General features: G+C 66.7%; 16 protein-coding genes. 10 read left to right on the top strand and 6 right to left on the bottom strand.

Annotated elements, in window-relative coordinates; translation table 11 throughout:
* The first annotated feature begins 488 nt into the window (after window positions 1–488).
* A complete protein-coding gene (gene roxA / locus Q664_RS04855; protein ID WP_043390301.1) occupies window positions 489–2510 on the top strand; it encodes a rubber dioxygenase RoxA in 2022 nt (673 codons plus the stop codon).
* Window positions 2511–2565: 55 nt separating this feature from the next.
* On the opposite strand, the gene Q664_RS04860 is transcribed toward roxA, so the two are convergent.
* From Q664_RS04860 to Q664_RS04875, 4 genes are read right to left on the bottom strand one after another with little or no spacing between them, the layout of a single operon-like run.
* On the bottom strand, window positions 2566–3339 hold the full coding sequence (locus Q664_RS04860) for an SDR family NAD(P)-dependent oxidoreductase (RefSeq protein ID WP_043390303.1): 774 nt from the start codon (window positions 3337–3339) through the stop codon (window positions 2566–2568).
* A 25-nt stretch (window positions 3340–3364) separates the two neighbouring features.
* A complete protein-coding gene (locus Q664_RS04865) occupies window positions 3365–4387 on the bottom strand; it encodes a phosphotransferase family protein (RefSeq protein WP_043390305.1) in 1023 nt (340 codons plus the stop codon).
* A 16-nt stretch (window positions 4388–4403) separates the two neighbouring features.
* Window positions 4404–5615: an acyl-CoA dehydrogenase family protein gene (locus tag Q664_RS04870; protein ID WP_043390307.1), complete on the bottom strand. Its 1212-nt coding sequence runs from the start codon at window positions 5613–5615 to the stop codon at window positions 4404–4406.
* A 20-nt stretch (window positions 5616–5635) separates the two neighbouring features.
* Window positions 5636–6361, bottom strand: a complete 726-nt coding sequence (locus Q664_RS04875; protein WP_084609526.1) for a histidine phosphatase family protein — start codon at window positions 6359–6361, stop codon at window positions 5636–5638.
* A gap of 111 nt (window positions 6362–6472) precedes the next feature.
* Here Q664_RS04875 and Q664_RS04880 point away from each other — a divergent pair, with 111 nt between their 5' ends.
* From Q664_RS04880 to Q664_RS04920, 9 genes are read left to right on the top strand one after another with little or no spacing between them, the layout of a single operon-like run.
* Window positions 6473–7315 carry an enoyl-CoA hydratase-related protein gene (locus tag Q664_RS04880; RefSeq protein WP_043390311.1) on the top strand — a complete coding sequence of 281 codons (843 nt, stop codon included), beginning with the start codon at window positions 6473–6475 and terminating at the stop codon, window positions 7313–7315.
* On the top strand, window positions 7312–7992 hold the full coding sequence (locus tag Q664_RS04885; protein WP_043390312.1) for a TetR/AcrR family transcriptional regulator: 681 nt from the start codon (window positions 7312–7314) through the stop codon (window positions 7990–7992). Before Q664_RS04880 ends, Q664_RS04885 begins: the two co-directional genes overlap by 4 nt.
* Window positions 7989–8816 (top strand): SDR family oxidoreductase, encoded by an 828-nt coding sequence (locus Q664_RS04890; RefSeq protein ID WP_043390315.1) that lies wholly within the window; start codon window positions 7989–7991, stop codon window positions 8814–8816. Before Q664_RS04885 ends, Q664_RS04890 begins: the two co-directional genes overlap by 4 nt.
* Before the next feature lie 46 nt (window positions 8817–8862).
* Window positions 8863–10701 (top strand): AMP-dependent synthetase/ligase, encoded by a 1839-nt coding sequence (locus Q664_RS04895; RefSeq protein WP_043390317.1) that lies wholly within the window; start codon window positions 8863–8865, stop codon window positions 10699–10701.
* Window positions 10702–10738: 37 nt separating this feature from the next.
* Window positions 10739–11878, top strand: coding sequence for an acyl-CoA dehydrogenase family protein (locus tag Q664_RS04900; protein ID WP_043390319.1), 1140 nt, complete (start codon window positions 10739–10741; stop codon window positions 11876–11878).
* Window positions 11879–11899: 21 nt separating this feature from the next.
* Complete coding sequence (locus Q664_RS04905) at window positions 11900–13048, top strand: acyl-CoA dehydrogenase family protein (protein WP_043390321.1); 1149 nt, start codon at window positions 11900–11902, stop codon at window positions 13046–13048.
* Between the two features lie 33 nt (window positions 13049–13081).
* The gene (locus tag Q664_RS04910) at window positions 13082–14293 is read left to right on the top strand and encodes an acetyl-CoA C-acetyltransferase (protein WP_043390323.1); all 1212 of its coding nucleotides are present in this window, start codon (window positions 13082–13084) and stop codon (window positions 14291–14293) included.
* A gap of 41 nt (window positions 14294–14334) precedes the next feature.
* Window positions 14335–16512, top strand: a complete 2178-nt coding sequence (locus Q664_RS04915; protein WP_043390325.1) for a 3-hydroxyacyl-CoA dehydrogenase NAD-binding domain-containing protein — start codon at window positions 14335–14337, stop codon at window positions 16510–16512.
* Between the two features lie 26 nt (window positions 16513–16538).
* Window positions 16539–17945 carry an aldehyde dehydrogenase family protein gene (locus Q664_RS04920; RefSeq protein ID WP_052517679.1) on the top strand — a complete coding sequence of 469 codons (1407 nt, stop codon included), beginning with the start codon at window positions 16539–16541 and terminating at the stop codon, window positions 17943–17945.
* On the opposite strand, the gene Q664_RS04925 is transcribed toward Q664_RS04920, so the two are convergent.
* Both Q664_RS04925 and Q664_RS04930 read right to left on the bottom strand, forming a co-directional pair.
* Window positions 17929–18450, bottom strand: coding sequence for a DUF4334 domain-containing protein (locus Q664_RS04925; protein WP_043390327.1), 522 nt, complete (start codon window positions 18448–18450; stop codon window positions 17929–17931). The two genes, Q664_RS04920 and Q664_RS04925, sit on opposite strands and share 17 nt — an antisense overlap.
* Complete coding sequence (locus tag Q664_RS04930) at window positions 18447–19565, bottom strand: NAD(P)-dependent alcohol dehydrogenase (protein ID WP_043390329.1); 1119 nt, start codon at window positions 19563–19565, stop codon at window positions 18447–18449. The genes Q664_RS04925 and Q664_RS04930 overlap by 4 nt, the downstream gene beginning before the upstream one ends.

Consider the following 19565-nt stretch of genomic DNA (forward strand, 5'->3'; position numbering starts at 1 on the left):
TTCGTCAGCGGGAGGAATGTGACAGTACCGGCGCTCGATGATTCGGGACGTTGCCCGAACGGTCGTTATGCCGCGGGGAGCGGTCGCAGGCGGGCTGGGTACGCCCGGCACGGTGATGCGAGCAGGCGGCGAGGCAAGGAATACGTGCAGGACCCCACCGGCTCCACGGCCACCCTGAACGTCTTCGGCCTCGTGCCCTGAGGGAGCCTGAAGGGCTGGGTCCAACGTCGCCCGCACAGCATGGGTCCTCTGAACTTCGCGAACTGGCTGGCCGTCGACACGGCCGGCACCCCGAACAACACCTCGAAACAACACCTCTCCAGTGCCCGCTCCTCGGCCAACTGCTCGAGTCAGATTCTCTCTGTCTTCCACCGGATGATGCGGCCCGCGACGCTACTCGTTGACGCACTGCGCATTGTGGCTGCCCACACTGGCAGTTTACAAAGCGCCTTGTTGGCACCGTGCCAATACGAGATGGAGACTGCGCCATGAGACTGAGGTGGAAGCGTGAGTTAGCGTTTTCGGGTGTCCTGTTTCTTGCCCTGAGCGGGTCTCAGGCAGCCGCGGACCCGCTGCCGTTGTTGGATTCGACGACCACCCGGTCGCCGTTCGCCGCGGCATGCGCTGGGAAACCGGACTCCACTCCGTTGCCGGTGGATCCGCGCACCCTGGTGGTGCCCGGCGTCAACAAGCCTGGGGCGGCGGTGCAGTTCAATGCCTACTGGGTGGACCTTCACACGCCACCGGCGCCGTTCATCTCGAACCTGCCTCCGAATCCGGCGACCTGCGGCGAATTTCGCGCAAGCGTCGCCCGGGGCAAGCAGAACATCGAGACCCGCGCCTACTTCCAGCCCTTCACTGACGCGCGCTCCTACTACTATCTCTATACGCTCTGGGGCTACCTCTTCCGCCCCTCTGACTTCGACGAGCAGATCATCAAACGGTATGGGCTCGCGAAGGCTCCCTTCCGCAACCCCTACCCGCTTCCGTGGGAGGACCCCAACCTCACCAATGGCGGCAGCGGGCAGCTTCCGCTGGGCATCGTCCAGGAGAGGGACAAGAACGGACGCTACACGGGGAAGATCAGCTCCGGCTGCTCGGGTTGCCACGACTCACGGCTCGGGACCGAGCAGGAGGCCAGCTTCGTGTGGGGCCGCTCGAACGACGCGATCGACGCCGGGCTGATCCAGTCCGACTTCTTCCGCTCCACGGGCGTGGGGACGGTGCTCCAGCTCGCGCCCGTTCCCTGGAGCGTGGGCCGCGGCACCAGTGATGCCATCGGCATCGTTGACCTCCTGCCCGCTCTCTTCGACATGGACTCGCTCGCGATGGTGCCGAGCCTGCTCGAGTACTTCCCGACCCATGCGGGAGGCATGTCCCGTGCGCCCAACTGGTGGTACCGCGCGTTCAAGACGCGCCAGTTCTGGGATGGAGCGCTCACCTCGGACAACGTCCGCTCGGAGATGGCGTTTGGAATCGCGAACCTGGGGAGCTCGCCCGCGGAGCGCCGCGCGCTGACCGTCGAGTTCGAGGACAACGACAACTTCTTCCTCTCGCTCTCGCCTCCCCTCTATCCCAAGCCGATCAACACCGCGCTCGCCGAGCAAGGGGCCGTGCTCTTCCACGAGCGTGACCTCTGGGCGAACGGTGCCAACGCCAACATCCCGAAGACTCCAGGCAACGGCTCCTGCGCGAGCTGCCATGGCGTCTACTCGCCGCGCTACGCCGCCAACCCCGCGTACCTGCCCGATCCCCGGCTCAAGGGAATCTCCGGCGTCATCACGCCCATCGAGACCATCCGGACGGATCCCGCGCGCGAACAACTGATGGCCGACGAGCGCAAGCGCAGGGCCTGGAACACGTCCTTCCTCGCCTACAACGACCAGGCGCCCGACCACGGCCCCTTCTACGACGATCCCATCACGAGCGCACTGCGCCGCGTGCCGCGCGGCGCGTATGACAGGGGCACCGGGCCCATCTACTCGCCCGAAGGGCCGAACACGTGGCTCGAGCCGTTCGGTTACATCGCGACGCCGCTCTACGGCGCATGGGCCTCCGCGCCTTATTTCCACAACGGGAGCGTGCCCACCCTCTGGGATGTGCTGAAGCCGTCGGACCGCCGGGCGGTGTGGAAGCGCCAGCAGACCTCCGCCAACGTGCTGGGAACCAACGCGGGTTACGACGCGAGCTACGACTCGTATGACTTCGCGAAGCTCGGCTGGAAGGTGACGCCACTGGCCTGCGGTGATGTCCCGTTCAACGACCCGTTCATCCCCTGCAGCCAGGAGATGGCGACGCCTGACATCGTCTTCGCGAACATCGCCAACCTCGTCGCGAACTACAACTCGCTCGCCTACCAGTCACCGCCGCCCGTCACCCAGAAGCAGATCCGCTCGCGAATGATCTTCAATTCGCACCTCTATGGACAGGGCAACGGCGGGCACGACTTCACCCAATCGCTCACGGACACCGAGCGTTGGGCCATCATCGAGTACATGAAGACGCTCTAGAGCTCCGAAACAAGAACCCCGGCCTCTGGCTTCAATCCAGCCAGAGGCCGGGTGATTACAGTGAATGCAGCAGATGTCCGCCATCGACGGGCAGTGCGACACCCGTGATGAAGGCGCCGGCGTCGCTGGCCAACAGCAGCAGCGCGCCCGAAAGGTCTTCCACCGACCCCAGCTTCTTCGACGGAATGTTGTTCTTGAGGTAGGCCTGACCGCGCTCTGACTGGAAGTAACCGGAATTGAGTTCGGTTTCGATGTAGCCGGGGCAGAGCGCGTTGACGCGGATGTTGTTGCGCATCAACTCCAGCGCCATGTGCCTGGTGAGCTGGATCAAGCCCGCCTTGGACGTGGCATACAGCGATTCTCCGTAGCCGACTCCGATACCGAGGATCGAGGAGATGTTGACGATGGTGCCCGGCCTGCCGGCCGCGCTCAGTTGATCGACGAACGCACGGGCAACGCGCCACGCCGCTTTCAGGTTGGTGTCGACGACGAAGTCCCAGTCTTCTTCCCGCGTCTTCGCGAAGAGCATCGATCGGGCGACACCTGCGTTGTTGATCAGCACATCGATGGTGCCAAAGAACCTGCCCGCCTCCTCGAATGCGGCTTTCACGCTGTCGGGATCGGTGACATCCATGGCCACGGCCGCGGCATCACCACCGGCACTCTTGATGCTCTCGGCCAGCTGCTGCAAGCGCTCGACACGGCGCGCGGCGACCACCACCTTGGCGCCGGCTTCGGCCAGGACCCGCGCGAAATGTTCGCCGAGACCGCTCGACGCACCGGTCACCAGCGCCACACGGCCGGTCAGATCAAAACGATTCTTGCTCATGGTGCCCTCCTGCGTTCTGACGGGGTCATCGGATCATCGCCACGGCCATTTCCGAGATCGGACCGGCCAGCGCGCCGTAGTCCATGGCCTTCTTGCTCGACGCATTGCCGTCGAGCGCACGCTTGTAGACGCCCTGCAGGATCGCGGCGATGCGGAAGAAACTGAAGATGATGTAGAAATCCCAGTTCGGGATGGCCTTGATACCGGTCAGCTCGCAATAGCGCGCGACATACTCTTCTTCCGAGGGAATGCCGAGTGCCTCGCGGTCGAGACCGCCGAGGCCAGGGATCGCCGCGTCCGGCGGCAGGCGCAGATTCATGCATTGATACGCGAGATCCGCCCACGGGTGGCCGAGCGTCGACAGCTCCCAGTCGAGCACCGCGACGATGCGCGATTCGGCCGGGTGGAACATGACATTGTCCATGCGGTAGTCGCCGTGGTTCAGCGCGACCCGGCCGTCGTCGGCCGGCACGTTGGCGGGCAGCCACTCCATCAGCTTTTCCATTGCCGGCAGGGTACCGGTCTGGCTGGCCCTGTATTGTTCGGTCCAGCGTTTGATCTGACGCTCGAAGTAATTGCCGGGGCGGCCGTAGTCGGTGAGACCGGCCTGCTCCAGGTTGACCGTATGCATCGCGGCGAGTACACGCACCATCTCTCCATAGATGGCGCGGCGTTCGGCCGGTGTCTGTTCCGGCAGCGCGCTGTTCCAGAAGATGCGGCCCTCGACGAACTCCATCACATAGAACATCGAGCCGATGACGCTGTCGTCGTCGCACAGGGTCAACATCCGTGGCACCGGTACCTGGGTCGCGGCCAGCGCCTTCATCACACGGTACTCGCGGTCGACCGCATGCGCCGATTTCAGCAGCACTCCAGGCGGCTTCCGGCGCAGGACGTATCTGCTCTTCTCGGTACGCACCAGGAAGGTCGGGTTGGACTGACCGCCCGCGAACTTGGTGCATTCCTGAATCGTGCCGAAATCGGAGATCCGCGCAGCCAGATACTCCTGCAGATTTTCGACATTCAGCGTGTCGATTGCTTCAGACATGGATACGCCTCCTCGCTCAAAGCGCGGACAGCTCCTGGATGACCTGCTTGCCGAGCGCCATCATGTGGACCTGATCGGGACCATCGGCAATGCGGCACCAGCGTGCGTAGTTGAACGCCTCGGCGAGGAAATAATCCCCGGTCAGACCACCGGCCCCGTGCATCTGGATCGCCATGTCGATGACCTCGAAGCCGAGCTGCGGCACCATGATTTTCGCCATCGCGATCAGGTCTTTCGCCTCTTTATTGCCGGCGCGGTCCATCTTGTCCGCCGCGCGCAGCGTCAGCAGGCGGCACATCTCGACCTTGGACGCCATCACCGCGATGGCCTCGCGCACCGAGCCCTGCGTGCTCAGCTTCTTGCCGAAGGCCACGCGATTCTCCACGCGTTTGCAGGCGTACTCCAGTGCGCGCTGGGCGGCGCCGATCACGCGCATGCAGTGATGGATGCGGCCCGGGCCCAGGCGGCCCTGGGCGATCTCGAAGCCGCGGCCCTCGCCGAGCAGGAGATTCGATTTCGGCACGCGCACGTTGTCGAACACGATTTCGGCGTGGCCGTGCGGCTCCTCCCAGTAACCCAGCGTCGACAGGGGCCGCTTGATGATCATGCCCGGCGTGCCACGTTCGACCAGCACCTGGGACTGCTGCAGGTGGCGGTTCGGATTGTCCGGATCCGTCTTGCCCATGACGATGAAGATCTGGCAGTTCTCGTGCATCGCTCCGGTGGCGAACCACTTGGTGCCGTTGATGACGTACTCGTCGCCGTCAGCGCGGATCGAGAGCTCGACGTTGGTCGCGTCACTGGAAGCCACATTCGGCTCGGTCATGACATAGGCCGAGCGGATCCTCCCTTCCAGCAGCGGTTCCAGCCACTTCTTCTGTTGCTCGGGCGTCCCGTACCGCGAGAACACTTCCATGTTGCCGGTGTCGGGCGCGGAGCAGTTGAAGACCTCGGCGGCCCAGAACACGCGGCCCATGATTTCCGCCAGCGGCGCGTACTCCAGGTTGGTCAGGCCGGCGCCACCATGCTCGGTGCCCGGCATGAACAGGTTCCACAGCCCCTGAGCTTTCGCCCTGGCCTTCAGCTCCTCGACGATCGGCGGCGATACCCAGCGGTTCTTCTGCACCTGCTGGGCGAACGTGTGTTCGTTCGGATAGACGTACTCCTTCATGAAGGCATTGAGCCGATTCCGCAGCTCCGTGACTCGGGGCGAATGTTCGAAGTCCATGGGTTCCCCTTTGAAGACAGTCAGGTATACGAGATCAGGTGTTCCGCATCCGGGCGCTCCAGATGCGGCTGCGCATTCCAGGACTGCAGCCGCACCTTGTCGCCCTTGAACATCAGACGGGTGATGCCAGTATTCACCATTTGCAGGTTCATGGTGATCATCTGTTCGACCGTGAGGCCGAGCACTTCGCGCACCAGCGCGCTGATGGCACCGCCGGAGCTGATGGCGAGCACGCGCTGCGCATCGGGCGGGTCGACCATCGCGCGGAGGCTGGCGCGGATGCGGCTTTCGAAGTCGCTCCAGCTCTCCGGCAACCGAGGATGCCGCAGCGTACCGTCAGCCCAGGCGCCGAGGGTCAGGCGCAACTGGCGGTAGAAGACGCGCGCGTCCTTGAGGTCCAACGGCGGTTCGACCGGACACTGCTCCAGATGGCATTCGAGCAGAGCGTGAAAGTGATACTCGTTGAGGCCCGGCAGGATTTCGGGCTCGAGTCCGGTGTAGCCCGTCGCCTCCAGCGTCTGGCGGTGGCGCAACAGCGATCCGACGACGACACGATCGAAGGTGAGACCGCGCATGCGGAACCAGTTCCCCAACCGCCGCGCCTGCTCGACCCCGACGGCCGAGAGCCGGTCATAGTCATCCGTGCCGAACGACGCCTGACCGTGCCGCACCAGATAGATTTCGCCCATATCTCCGCCGTTATCTTGCCACGCAGCCTGGGGGACTTTGACCCGCGCGTCCAGCATGACGCAATACGTCGGACACCCGGCATGCCCTCACAGGAAGTCCTTCAAAGACTGTTGCTGTTGACATGCTGCCAACAAGCCCCCATCATCCCCCGCATTGAGGCCCCACTCATGAGCTACCAACACATCCGGTTCTCCGTTGCGAACCGGGTCGCGACCCTGGAGTTGAACCGTCCCGAGGCGAGGAACGGATTCACCGTGACCATGGCGGACGAGCTCGGCGACGCGCTCGCCAACGCCGACGCGAACGAAGACGTGCGCGTGGTCATCCTCACCGGCGCTGGCAAGGACTTCTGCGTGGGAGCGGACCTGAGCGGCCGCTCGTTCGAGGTGTCGAATCTCGAGCACCTGGAGCGAGGATGGATCGAGCCAGCGACCCGGGTGACTCGCAAGATGTTCGCGCTGCGGAAGCCCGTCATCGCCGCTGTCCGTGGTGCCGCGGTGGGCGTGGGCTCGACGATGATCCTCCCCGCGGACTTCCGCCTCGCCGCGAAAGACAGCCGCTTTGGCTTCGTCTTCAGCCGGCGTGGCATCTATCCGGAGGCGGGCTCGTGCTGGTTCCTGCCGCGCCTCGTCGGAATGGGGCGCGCGCTCGATTGGATGGTGAGTGGCCGTCTGATCCAGGCGGAAGAGGCGCTCGGCGCGGGCCTGGTCCAGTCCCTCCACGAGCCCGGCGCGCTGCTCGATGCCGCCCATGCGCTCGCCCGCGATCTGGTCGAGAACACCGCGCCGGTATCCGTGGCGGTCATCCGGCAGGCCCTCTATCGTATGAGCGCGCTCCCGTCTCCCGAGCCCGCCTTCGTGCTCGACAGCCAGCTCATCGCGAGCTGTGCCCAGAACGCGGACGCCGAGGAGGGTGTGATGTCGTTCCTGCAGAAGCGGCCCGCGAAGTTCCCCCGAACGTTGGAGCGGGACCTGCCGACGTTCCTGCCCTGGAGGGAGCAGAAATCATGAGCCCGGCCCTCGCTCCTCGTTGGAAACGGCTCGAGCCGGACACGCGCAGGGAACAGATCCTGGCGTGCGCCATGCGGCTCTTCGGCGAGCGTCCGTACTCGGAAGTCTCGACCACGGACATCGCCCGGGAGGCGGGTGTCGCCCGGGGATTGATCAATCACTACTTCGGGCAGAAGCGGGATCTCTATTTGAAGGTCGTGAAGAGGATGCTGCTGATGCCCGGCCTGGAAGAGAGCGTGCCCATGACGGGAACCTTGCGGCAGCGGGTAGAGCGCAGCGTGCAGTGGTACCTCGATACGGTGGCGATCCACGGAAAGACGTATGTGGCGATCACCAGCGCGGGGGGGATCGGCGCGGATCCGGAGATCGAGCGCATCATCTCGGAGGCGGACGACGTGTCCGCGTTGAAGACGCTCGAGTTCCTGGGCCTCAAGGTCGAGGTCGGAAGTGACGCGCGGCAACGGGCGATGATTCGCTCCTATGGCGGTCTGGTGAAGGCCACCATCCGCGAGTGGATCCGCGGCGGGACACTCTCGCGCGAAGACGCGCACCTGCTCCTGAGCGAAGCGCTCATCACGATCGTGCGCGACGTGTTCCCCCAGCTCCATCAAAACGCCCAGTCCGAGCGCGGCGACGCCCGGGGGCAGGGGCGCAAGCGGGCAAAGGACGAGCAATGACCTCGAAGCCGCTCGCGGGACGCACGCTGTTGATGTCCGGAGGAAGCCGCGGAATCGGGCTGGCGATTGGCGTCGCCGCGGGGCGGCTGGGGGCCAATGTCGCGCTCCTGGCGAAGACCGACACCCCGGATCCACGGCTGCCCGGGACGGTGCACACGGCGGCCGCGGAGATCGAAGCCGCGGGCGGCCAGGCGCTCGCGGTGGTCGGCGACGTGCGCGACGAAGCGGCCGTGCAGCGGGCCGTGGACGAGACCGTGGCGCGTTTTGGTGGCATCGACTTCTGCGTCAACAACGCGAGCGCCCTCGCTCCGCTCAAGACCGAAGAGCTCCCGGTCAAGCGCTTCGACCTGATGCAGCAGATCCAGCTGCGGGGCACGTTCCTTCTGACACGCACGGCGATTCCGCACCTGCGGAAGTCTCCCCACCCGCACATCCTCTCGCTCTCGCCACCGGTCAACCTCGCACCGCGCTGGATGGGCCTGCACCCGGCGTACACGCTCGCCAAGTACGGGATGACCCTGCTCACGCTCGGCTGGGCCGCGGAGCTGGCCGAGGCCGGCATCGCCGCGAACGCCCTCTGGCCCCGGACGCTCATCGCCACCGCCGCCGTGAAGAACATGCTCGGAGGCGACGCCTCCATGCAGCGGGCCCGCTCGCCGGAGATCATGGCGGATGCGGCCGTGGCCATCCTCCAGCGTCCGCCACGCGATTGCACGGGACAGACCTTCATCGACGAAGACGTCCTTCGCGCCGAGGGCATCACCGACTTCAGCCACTACGGGGGCGGCCCCGACGTCCTGCTCGACCTCTACGTCGACCCCTGAAGCGAAACATCCCCCCACGTCTGGCCATTGAGTCGAGGAGGTGCCCATGGGTCCGTCTCTCGCAGCTTTGGAAGCGCAGTGCCAATCACAGGCAAGCAAGCTCACGCTGCCGCTGCTCCTCAAACGCAATGCCGAGGAATACGCGGGCGCTCCCGCCCTCACCGCCGGAGACAAGACGCTCACCTGGGCGCAGTTGCGCGAACAGACCGCCGCGCTCGCTCGCGGGCTCGGCGCGCTCGGGCTGAGGCGAGGCGAGCGGATGCTGATCATGATGTCCAGCCGGCCCGAGCACTGGATCATCGACTTCGCCGCGGTCCACCTCGGTGCCATCCCCTGTACCGCGTACCAGACCCTGAGCACCGAGCAGGTGGGCTACGTCGCGAGGCACAGCGGGGCCACGGTAGCGGTACTGGAGGGCGCGGAGGAGGTCGCACGGTGGCGGCCGGTGCTCGAAACGCTCCCGGCGCTCAAACGGCTCATCGTCCTCGATGCATCGGCCATCCCAGCCGGGGATACGCGCTTCGTCTCCTTCGCGGAGGTCGAGGCCGGGGGCCGCGGATTGCACCAGGGGGAACCCGCGGTCTTCGAGGACGCCTGGAGGACCATCCGGCCCGAGGATCCGATCGCGATGATGTACACCTCGGGCACCACGGGCGATCCCAAGGGCGTGGTGCTGAGCCACCGGAACGCCTTCTACGAGGCGGTCGCGGTGGACATCGCCGTCCCCATCCCCATGCAGTCCCCGTCGATCGCCTATCTCCCGCTGGCGCATATCGCGGAGCGCGAGCTCGGCTTCTACCGCGCGCTCTACAAGGCGCTGCACATGCACATCTGCACGGATCCCGCGGGTGTGGTGCCACTGATGGCCAAGGTGTCTCCCCCCGCGTTCTTCGGAGTACCGCGCGTCTGGGAGAAGCTCGCCGCGGGCCTGCGGGCCAGGCTGGGCACGCTCGAGCCTTCCCAGCGCGAGCCCATCCTCGCCGCTCATGCAGTGGCCGTGGAGGTCTTCCGGCTCGAAGGCGCCGGAAGAACCGTTCCCCCGGAGCTCATGCAGAAGGCCGCGGAGGTGGAGGCCAGGGTCCTCAAGCCCCTGCGCAGGACGCTCGGGCTGGATGCGCTCCAGTGGGCGAGCAGCGGCTCGGCACCCATCCCCGTCGACATTCTCGAGTACCTCGGAGGCTTCGGGCTCAAGGTGCTCGAGGTCTGGGGCATGAGCGAAACCACCGGCTGCGCCACCATCAGCACGCCCGCGGACTTCCGCCTCGGTGCCGTGGGCCGGCCCATTCCCGGGGTGCAACTCCGGCTGGCCAGCGACGATGAAATCTTCGTCCGCGGCCCCGTGGTGTTCCTCGGCTATCTCGCCGCGGACGGACAGATCGTCAGCGCGGTCGACGCGGACGGCTGGCTCGCCACCGGCGACATCGGCACGCTCGACGCCGACGGATTCCTCACCATCACCGACCGGAAGAAGGAACTCCTCATCACCTCGAGCGGGAAGAACATCGCGCCATCCCGCATCGAGGGCATGCTGCGCGCCCATCCGCTCGTCGCCCAGGCGATCACGATTGGAGACCGTCGGCCCTACGTGACGGCGCTCATCTCCCTCGACCCGGACGCCGCGCCGCTCTGGGCCAAAGCGCATGGCCTCGCGTCGCGCTCGTTCGCCGAGCTCACGCGCGATCCGGCGATTCGCGCCGAGCTCGAGTCGCTCGTCGCCTCGACCAACGCCCGGCTTTCCCGCGCGGAGCAGATCAAGCGCTTCGAGGTGGTCCCCGAGGCGTGGTCTCCCGCGACGGGCCAGCTCACGCCCACCCTCAAGCTCAAGCGCCGCGTGATCCTCGAGCAGTACGCCGGGCGCATCGACGCGCTCTACGCGGACGCCTGACCCATCACCTCCCGGAACCCACACCCAGGGGACATCCATGCATGCGAGAACACCGGAGCAGACCGCGTTCGCGGACTCCATCGACGCGTTCTGTCGCGCCAGGACCGGCACGCGCGCACAGCGCGACACCTTGACCCAGAACGGCACCGAGGCCCACAACCCCGCCCTCTACGCGCAGATGGCGGAGCTCGGCTGGCTGGGCGTGGGCATCCCCTCGAAGTATGGCGGCTCGGAGGGAGGGATGTCCGACATCTGTCTCTTCGCCGAGCGGATCGCCTACGGGCTCGCGCCCGTGGGGGGCTATGTCACCACGGTGGTCGCCGCCGGTCCGTACGCGAAGTTCGGGACCGAGGCCCAGCGCGAGAAGATCCTCGGCGGCATCACCGGGGGCCGCGTGGAGGCCATCTCGATCTCCGAGCCCGGGGCTGGCTCGGACGCCGCCGCCATCACCTGCCGCGCGACCCGGACGCCGGGAGGATTCATCATCAACGGGCAGAAGACCTGGTGCTCGAACGCGCACATCGCGGACCATCTCCTGCTCGTGGCACGCACCAACACCTCGAGCTCGCGGCACGAGGGCCTCACGATGTTCTGCGTCCCCACGGGCACGGCGGGAGTGGAGATTCGCGGCATCCCCACCCTGAACGGCAAGGACGTGAATGACGTCTACTTCACCGACTGCTACCTGCCCGAGAGCGCGGTCGTAGGAGCCGTGGACCAGGCCTGGCCCCAGCTCATGGCGGGACTCAACAGCGAGCGGCTCATCCTCGCGGCGACCATGCTCGGCCGCGGCCGGCGGGCGTTCGATGACGCCGTGGCATACGTGAAGGAGCGCAAGCAGTTTGGCCGGCCCATCGGCTCCTTTCAGGCGCTCAAGCACCGGATCGCGGATCTCGCCACCGAGCTCGACTGCTGCGAGTTGCTCCTCTACCGCGTGGCCGCGATGGCGGACGAAGCACCCGAGCGGATGCTCCCCCGCGAGGCCTCCATGGCGAAGCTGAAGGCCACCGAGACGGCCAAGCGCGTGGCGCTCGAGGGCGTGCAGATGATGGGGGGCTACGGTTACGCCACCGAGTACGACATGGAATCGCATCTGCGCGCCACGGTGATCTCCACCGTCTATGGCGGCACGAGCGAAATCCAGCGCGACATCATCGGCAAGACGTTCGGACTCTAGAGCGGAACCCCAGAGGCAGACATGACGAGACGTTCCCCATGGAGCTCGGACGAGCTCGAGCAGGTGCGCGGGCTCGCGGCCACCTACTTCAAGAAAGAGGTCCTTCCCAACGTGCCCAAGCACGTGGCCCAGGGTCATCCGGACAAGGCGCTCTATCGACGGGCGGGCGAGCTTGGGCTCTTGTGCATGTCCATCCCGGAGGCGTACGGCGGAGGCGGCGGGACGTTCGCGCACGAGGCCGTCCTCGTCGAGGAGCAGATCCGCGCCGGGGACCCCTCGATGGGCTTCGCGGTGCATAGCTCCATCGTCGCGCACTACGTCCTGGCCTATGCGTCCGAGGCGCAGAAGCAGAAGTGGCTGCCCAAGCTCGCGAGTGGCGAGTGGGTGGGAGCCATCGCCATGACCGAGCCGGGGACGGGTTCGGACCTCCAGGCCATCTCCACCCGCGCGGTGCGGGACGGCGACTTCTACCGGGTGAGCGGCGCGAAGACGTTCATCTCCAACGGCTACGTCTGTGACTTCCTCATCATCGCCGTCCGGACGGGGGACGAGAAGGGCCACGCCGGCATCTCGCTGTTGTGCGCCGAGGTCTCCGACACGACGCCCGGTTTCGAGCGGGGCCGCATCCTCGACAAGCTCGGCGGCAAGGGCCAGGACACGACCGAGCTCTTCTTCGATGACCTGAAGGTCCCCGCGGTCAATCTGCTCGGCGGCGAGGAGGGCCGTGGTTTCGTCCAGATGATGCAGCAACTGCCCCAGGAGCGGCTGGTCACGGCGCTCATCGGCATGGCGAGCCTCGAGCGGGCCGTGGAGGTGACGGTCGAGTACACCAGGCAGCGTCACGTCTTCGGCAAGCCCCTCATCGCCTTGCAGAACACCCGCTTCGAGCTCGCGGAGTGCGCGACCCTGAGGCGCGTCTGCCGCACCTTCGTCGATGACTGCATCCAGTCCCACCTCCAGGGCCAGCTCGACGTGACCACGGCGGCCATGGCCAAATATTGGGTAACGGACCAGACCTGCATCGTCGTGGACCGCTGCCTGCAACTTTTTGGAGGGTACGGGTACATGAAGGAATACCCTATTGCCCACCTGTTCGCCGATACCCGCGTGTTGCGGATCTTCGCCGGCGCGAACGAGGTCATGAAAGAGCTCGTCGCCCGTTCCCTCTGAACCCACCTCAATCGTTTCGCAAGGAGGCTCTCAGTGAGCCAGGAAGCTTTCATCTTCGACGCCGTTCGCACCCCTCGCGGCAAGGGCAAGAAGGGCGCGCTGCACGGAATCAAGCCCGTATCGCTGCTCGTCGGCCTGGTGGATGCGCTCAAGAAGCGCCACCCGAACCTGGATCCCCAGCGGATCGACGACCTGGTGCTCGGCGTGGTCTCTCCGGTCGGGGACCAGGGTGCGGACATCGCCCGGACCGTGGTGCTCGCGGCCGGACTCCCCGAGACGACGGGTGGAGTCCAGCTCAACCGTTTCTGCGCCTCGGGCCTGAGCGCGGTGAACCTGGCCGCCCAGCAGGTTCGCTCGGGCTGGGAGCACCTGGTCATCGCGGGCGGAGTGGAGAGCATGTCGCGCGTCCCGATGGGCTCGGACGGTGGCGCCTGGGCCCTGGACCCCGCCACCAACTACGACACCTACTTCGTGCCCCAGGGCATCTCCGCGGATCTGATCGCGACGATGGAGGGCTTCACCCGCGAGGACGTGGACCGCTATGCCGCGCAGTCGCAGGAGCGCGCGGCCAAGGCCTGGGCCGCCGGATACTTCAAGAACTCCGTCGTCCCGGTGGTGGACCAGAACGGCCTCACCGTGCTCGACCGCGACGAGCACATGCGTCCGGACTCCACCGTGGCCTCGCTCGGTCAGCTCAACGCCTCCTTCGCCGGGATTGGCGAGGCCGGTGGCTTCGACGCGGTGGCGCTGCAGAAGTACCACTTCGTGGAGAAGATCCACCACGTGCACACTCCGGGGAACTCGTCGGGCATCGTCGATGGCGCGGCGCTCGTGCTGTTGGGCTCGGAGAAGGTCGGCAAGGAGCTCGGCCTCACGCCGCGGGCGCGCATCGCCGCCGTCGCCACGTCCGGTGCGGACCCGACCATCATGCTCACCGGCCCGATTCCCGCCACCCGGAAGCTGCTCGACATCGCCGGCCTCTCCGTCCGGGACATCGACCTCTTCGAGCTCAACGAGGCCTTCGCCTCCGTGGTCCTCAAGTACCAGAAGGACCTCGCCATCCCGAGCGAGAAGATGAACGTCAACGGCGGCGCGATCGCCATGGGCCACCCGCTCGGGGCCACCGGCGCGATGATTCTCGGAACGGTGGTGGACGAGCTCGAGCGGCGCAAGGCGCGCCGCGCTGTCGTCACCCTGTGCGTCGGCGGCGGAATGGGCGTGGCCACCCTCGTCGAGCGCGTTTGAACCTCTTCCCCTCTTCTTTTCGACAACATTCGAGCGAACCCATGAGCGAGCAGAACACCATCCGCTGGGAACGAGACGCCGACGGCATCGTGGTCTTGACGTTGGATGATCCGGGCCAGTCCGCCAACACGATGAACGCCGCATACGTGAAGTCCATGCGCGCGACCGTGGACCGCCTGGCCAAGGAGAAGGACACCCTCACGGGTGTCATCATCACCTCGGCGAAGAAGACCTTCTTCGCGGGGGGCGATCTGAACGATCTGCGCGACGTGAAGAAGGACGAGGCAAAAAAGGTCTTCGAGCTCGGGCAGGAGATCAAGGCGCAGCTGCGGGTGCTGGAGACCCTGGGCAAGCCCGTGGTCGCGGCCATCAACGGCGCGGCGCTCGGAGGCGGGCTCGAGATCGCGCTCGCGTGTCACCGGCGCATCGTCGCCGACGTCAAGGGCACGCAGGTCGGGCTTCCGGAGGTGACGCTCGGGCTGCTTCCCGGCGGCGGCGGCGTGGTGCGCACGGTGCGCATGCTCGGCATCGTGGACGCGCTGATGAAGGTCCTGCTCCAGGGCCAGCGTTACCGGCCCCAGGAGGCGAAGGAGCTGGGCCTCGTGCACGAGGTGGTGGACTCGGTGGAAGCGCTCCTGCCCGCGGCCAAGGCGTGGGTGAAGGCGAACCCCACGGCACAGCAGCCGTGGGACCAGAAGGGCTACAAGATTCCGGGCGGCACCCCGTCCTCCCCTTCCCTCGCGGCGAACCTGCCCGCCTTCCCCGCCAACCTGCGCAAGCAACTCAAGGGCGCGAACATGCCCGCGCCGCGCGCCATCATGGCGGTGGCCGTCGAGAGCACGCAGGTGGACATCGACACCGCGTTCACCATCGAGTCGCGCTACTTCACCGAGCTCGTCACCGGCCAGGTCGCGAAGAACATGATTCAGGCGTTCTTCTTCGACATGCAGCACATCAACTCGGGCGGCGGCCGTCCGAAGGGCTTCCCGCAGCACACGGCGAAGAAGGTCGGTGTCCTCGGGGCCGGGATGATGGGCGCGGGCATTGCCTATGTGTGCGCCAAGGCCGGTATCGACGTGGTGCTCAAGGACGTGAGCCTCGCCTCCGCCGAGAAGGGCAAGCAGTACTCCGTCAAGCTCGTGGAGAAGGCCATCCAGAAGGGCCAGTCCACGAAGGAGAAGGGCGACGCGCTCCTGGCGCGAATCCACCCCACCGCGGATGCCGCCGCGCTCGCGGGTTGTGACCTGGTCATCGAAGCGGTCTTCGAGGACGTGAAGCTCAAGCACCAGGTCTTCCAGGAGATTCAAGGCGTGATCGCCCCGGACGCGGTGATTGCTTCCAACACCTCCACCCTGCCCATCACCCTGCTCGCCGAGGGCGTGCAGCGGCCGGCCGACTTCGTCGGGATGCACTTCTTCTCCCCGGTGGACAAGATGCCGCTGCTCGAGCTCATCGCGGGCAAGACGACGAGCGACGCCACGCTGGCGAAGGCCATCGACATCGCGGTGCAGATTGGAAAGACGCCCATCGTCGTCAACGACAGCCGGGGCTTCTTCACCAGCCGGGTGATCGGCACGTTCCTCAACGAGGCCATCGCCATGGTGGGCGAGGGGATTTCTCCCGCCTCCATCGAGCAGGCGGGCCTCCAGGCGGGCTACCCCGCGGCTCCGCTCCAGCTGGTGGACGAATTGACGTTGACCCTGCCGCGGAAGATCCGCCTCGAGACCAAGGCCGCCGCCGAGGCCGCTGGAAAGCCGTGGATGGATCACGGCAGCTACGCGGTCATGGACGCGATGATCGATCAGCACCAGCGCAAGGGCCGCTCCACCGGTGGCGGCTTCTATGACTACGTGGATGGCAAGCGCACGAGCCTCTGGCCGGGGCTCGCCCAGCACTACACCAGGCCCGGTTACACCATCCCCTTCGAGGACATGAAGGAGCGGATGTTGTTCGCCGAGGCGATCGACACGGTGAGGTGCTTCGACGAAGGCGTCCTCCGCTCCGCCGCCGACGCGAACGTGGGCTCCATCCTCGGAATCGGCTTCCCGCCGTGGACGGGAGGTGTCGTGCAATACATCAACGGCTACGAAGGGCGTACCGGCACGGGGCCGCGCGGCTTCGTCACCCGCGCGCGCGAGCTCGCGGAGCGCTACGGGAAGCACTTCCTGCCCCCCGCCTCGCTCGTCGAGAAGGCCGAAAAAGGCGAGCTCCTGAAGTAGCCCCCTCCCCCGGAAGGAGAAGTCCCATGGCTCGAAGTATCAGCAACCTCGCCGCCGTTCCGCCTTCGTCCGACATGAAGGCGCTCGTCGAAAAACAGCGTGCCTACTTCGAGACCCGCGTCACGCTCCCGCTCCAATGGCGGCGGGAGCGGCTGCTGGCGCTCCAACGGGCGGCGCACAAGTACGAGGCGGAGATTCTCTCCGCCCTCAAGGCGGATCTCTCGAAGAGCCCGGAGGAGGCCTACCTCACCGAGGTCGGGAACATCTACGGAGAGCTCAAGACCGCGCTCAAGAACGTGAAGGCGTGGATGGAGCCTCGGCGGGGGTCCGCGCCCCTCATCATCCAGCCGGCGCGGGCCTACCAATACGCGGATCCGCTCGGCGTGACGCTCATCATCTCCCCCTGGAACTACCCCTACCAGTTGTCGATGGCGCCGCTCATCGGGGCACTCGCCGCGGGCTGCACGGCCGTGTTGAAGCCCAGTGAGCTGTCACCCGCCACCTCGGGGGTGCTCAAGCGGATGCTGGGCGAGGCCTTCCCGGAGGAAGTCGTCTCGGTCGTCGAGGGAGGCGTGGAGGCGAGCCAGGCGCTCCTCGCGGAGCGCTGGGACCTCATCTTCTTCACCGGTGGAACCCAGGTGGGCCGGGTGGTGGCCGAAGCCGCCGCCAGGCACCTCACCCCCACCGTGCTCGAGCTGGGTGGAAAGAGCCCCTGCATCGTCGACAGAAGCGCGGACCTCGAGGTCACCGCGCGACGCATCGCCTGGGGCAAGTACGTCAACGCCGGACAGACCTGCGTGGCGCCGGACTACGTGCTCATTCCACCCGAGCTCAAGGGCCGCTTCATCGACCTGGTCCAGAAGGCCGTCAGAAGCTTCTACGGTGCCGATGTGAGCACGAGCGGCGACTATGGCCGCATCGTCAGCCCTCGCCACTACGAGCGCATCGCCGCGCTCGCGGCCGACGGCCAGATCGCCTTCGGCGGCGAGCGCGACGCGCCCAGCCGCTACTTCGCGCCCACCGTCATCACCGATGCACCGCTGTCGAGCCCCCTGATGCAGGAGGAGATCTTCGGTCCCCTCCTCCCGCTCGTCGACTGTCCGAGCATCGACGACGCCATCCGCTTCGTGCGCGCCCGTCCGAAGCCGCTCGCCCTCTACAGCTTCGCGCGTGACGCGGCGGTGAACGAGCGCGTCCTCACGGAGACCTCGAGCGGCGGAGCGGTCGCCAACGACGTGTGCGTTCACTTCGCCGTCGAGGGGCTTCCCTTCGGGGGAGTGGGCGAGTCGGGCATCGGCGGCTACCACGGCCAGGCCAGCTTCGATGCCTTCAGTCACAAGAAGAGCGTGGTGAAGCGGCCCTTCACGCTCGACATGAAGCTGCGCTACCCGCCCTATGGCGGGAAGCTCGGCCTCCTCAAGCGCTTCTTGTGAAACCGGCGGAATCGCGGCGCAGGACGAAGAAGTACGGCGCCGCCATTCCTCGCGCGTCCATCGCGCCGAGCACCGTGTCCGCGTCGACCTTCCGGAACACGTCGAGGGTGGGCCAGTCGTCGTAGATCATCGTCGCGCTGAGCTTCCCGCGGTACTCCGTCATGCGCAGCCGCGCCTTGAACTTCCCGGTCTCCACCCTGGCCCGGTGCGCGCCCACGAAGCCTTGAATCTCCGGCGACGGCCACTTACGTGGGTCCACCGGGAACACCGACGCGCGGTCCTCCGTGAAGAACAGCAGCGGGTGCACGCTCTCGGCGTCGATGAACTGCTTGCCGTACCAGCCCGTCGCGCTGAGCATTCCGTCCATCGCGTGCCCCGTCTGGAGCTCACTGCCCTTCCACCTGCCGTGCATGAAGGCGAGCTCCACCGTGGGCAGGCCGTCGAACAACGCGAGCGCCGCTTCGATGTGGATGCGCCCTGCTTTCACCGCTTCGTCGAAGGTCATGGCGTCCTTCCTCCGTGCATGAGCAGCACTGGCTTGATTGCCGTGCGCGTCTCCATGTCGTGAACCGCGTCGTTGATGGCCTCGAAGGCGTAGGGGCGGCTCAGCTTCTCGATGGGAAACCGTCCTTCCGCGTGCAGGGAGACCAGGCGCGGAATGAAGGTCTTCGGGTCGGCATTCCCCTCCAGCATGCCCACCAGCTTCTTCCCGGAGAGGAGCGCGCTCATCGGGAGCGAGACTTCCGCGCCACGGCCAGGCAGGCCGAGCAACGCGCAGGTGCCCAGGGGCCGCGTCACGTCGAATGCCTGACGCAGCACCTGGGGCAAGCCCACGCACTCCAGCGCGAAGTCCACACCGCCCCGGGTTCGCTTCAGGATCGTCTTCGTGAGCTCGGGCTCGTCCGCCAGGAAGGTGTCGGTGGCGCCCAGTTCGCGTGCCAGCTCGAGCCGCTCCGCGCTGAGGTCCACGGCGATGATGCGGGCCGCGCCGGCGACTCGCGCCGCCATGATGGCCGCCAGGCCCACGGCGCCCGCTCCGTACACCGCGAGCTGCTGCCCATCTTCGAGCCGGAACGCCTCGAGCACCGCGCCCGCGCCGGTCTGGAACCCGCAGCCCAGCGGCGCGAGCAGCTCGAGCGGCGCGGACGCGTCGACCTTCACCGCGTTGTGCTGGTGCGCCAGCATGTGCGTGGCGAACGAGGACTGGTGGAAGAAGCTGGAGCGGATCGGCTCCCCCTGCCACCGCATGGGGAAGGAGCCATCGGGCCTCGCACCGGAGAAGTTCCCCGCGTACCCGTGCTCGCAGTACGCGGGATGGCGGCGGGTGCACGTGCCACACGCGCGGCACGAGAAGTAGCTGAGCACCACCGCGTCACCGGGCACGAAATCCGTCACGCCATCCCCCACTGCCTCCACCACCCCCGCGCCTTCGTGGCCCAGCACGGCCGGGAACGGGAAGCGGCCCGCGCCCGCCCGGTAGGTGAGGTCTGTGTGGCAGATGCCGCTCGCCGTCACCCTCACCCGCAGCTCGCCCGTCCGCGGCGGCTCGAGCTCCACCTCGTCGATGGCGAAGGGACCATTCACCACCTGCAGCACCGCGGCACGCACCGGAAGACCCAT

It is taken from the genome of Archangium violaceum Cb vi76, from assembly GCF_000733295.1.
Lineage (GTDB): Bacteria > Myxococcota > Myxococcia > Myxococcales > Myxococcaceae > Archangium > Archangium violaceum.

What these genes read in the sequence shown, in the direction of transcription:
- Q664_RS04870 (WP_043390307.1), bottom strand. Translation starts at nt 5,615, where the DNA reads ATGGACTTCGAACATTCGCCCCGAGTCACGGAGCTGCGGAATCGGCTC.
- Q664_RS04875 (WP_084609526.1), bottom strand. Translation starts at nt 6,361, where the DNA reads ATGCTGGACGCGCGGGTCAAAGTCCCCCAGGCTGCGTGGCAAGATAAC.
- Q664_RS04900 (WP_043390319.1), top strand. Translation starts at nt 10,739, where the DNA reads ATGCATGCGAGAACACCGGAGCAGACCGCGTTCGCGGACTCCATCGAC.
- Q664_RS04860 (WP_043390303.1), bottom strand. Translation starts at nt 3,339, where the DNA reads ATGAGCAAGAATCGTTTTGATCTGACCGGCCGTGTGGCGCTGGTGACC.
- Q664_RS04865 (WP_043390305.1), bottom strand. Translation starts at nt 4,387, where the DNA reads ATGTCTGAAGCAATCGACACGCTGAATGTCGAAAATCTGCAGGAGTAT.
- roxA (WP_043390301.1), top strand. Translation starts at nt 489, where the DNA reads ATGAGACTGAGGTGGAAGCGTGAGTTAGCGTTTTCGGGTGTCCTGTTT.
- Q664_RS04895 (WP_043390317.1), top strand. Translation starts at nt 8,863, where the DNA reads ATGGGTCCGTCTCTCGCAGCTTTGGAAGCGCAGTGCCAATCACAGGCA.
- Q664_RS04890 (WP_043390315.1), top strand. Translation starts at nt 7,989, where the DNA reads ATGACCTCGAAGCCGCTCGCGGGACGCACGCTGTTGATGTCCGGAGGA.
- Q664_RS04915 (WP_043390325.1), top strand. Translation starts at nt 14,335, where the DNA reads ATGAGCGAGCAGAACACCATCCGCTGGGAACGAGACGCCGACGGCATC.
- Q664_RS04885 (WP_043390312.1), top strand. Translation starts at nt 7,312, where the DNA reads ATGAGCCCGGCCCTCGCTCCTCGTTGGAAACGGCTCGAGCCGGACACG.
- Q664_RS04925 (WP_043390327.1), bottom strand. Translation starts at nt 18,450, where the DNA reads ATGACCTTCGACGAAGCGGTGAAAGCAGGGCGCATCCACATCGAAGCG.
- Q664_RS04930 (WP_043390329.1), bottom strand. Translation starts at nt 19,565, where the DNA reads ATGGGTCTTCCGGTGCGTGCCGCGGTGCTGCAGGTGGTGAATGGTCCC.
- Q664_RS04905 (WP_043390321.1), top strand. Translation starts at nt 11,900, where the DNA reads ATGACGAGACGTTCCCCATGGAGCTCGGACGAGCTCGAGCAGGTGCGC.
- Q664_RS04880 (WP_043390311.1), top strand. Translation starts at nt 6,473, where the DNA reads ATGAGCTACCAACACATCCGGTTCTCCGTTGCGAACCGGGTCGCGACC.
- Q664_RS04920 (WP_052517679.1), top strand. Translation starts at nt 16,539, where the DNA reads ATGGCTCGAAGTATCAGCAACCTCGCCGCCGTTCCGCCTTCGTCCGAC.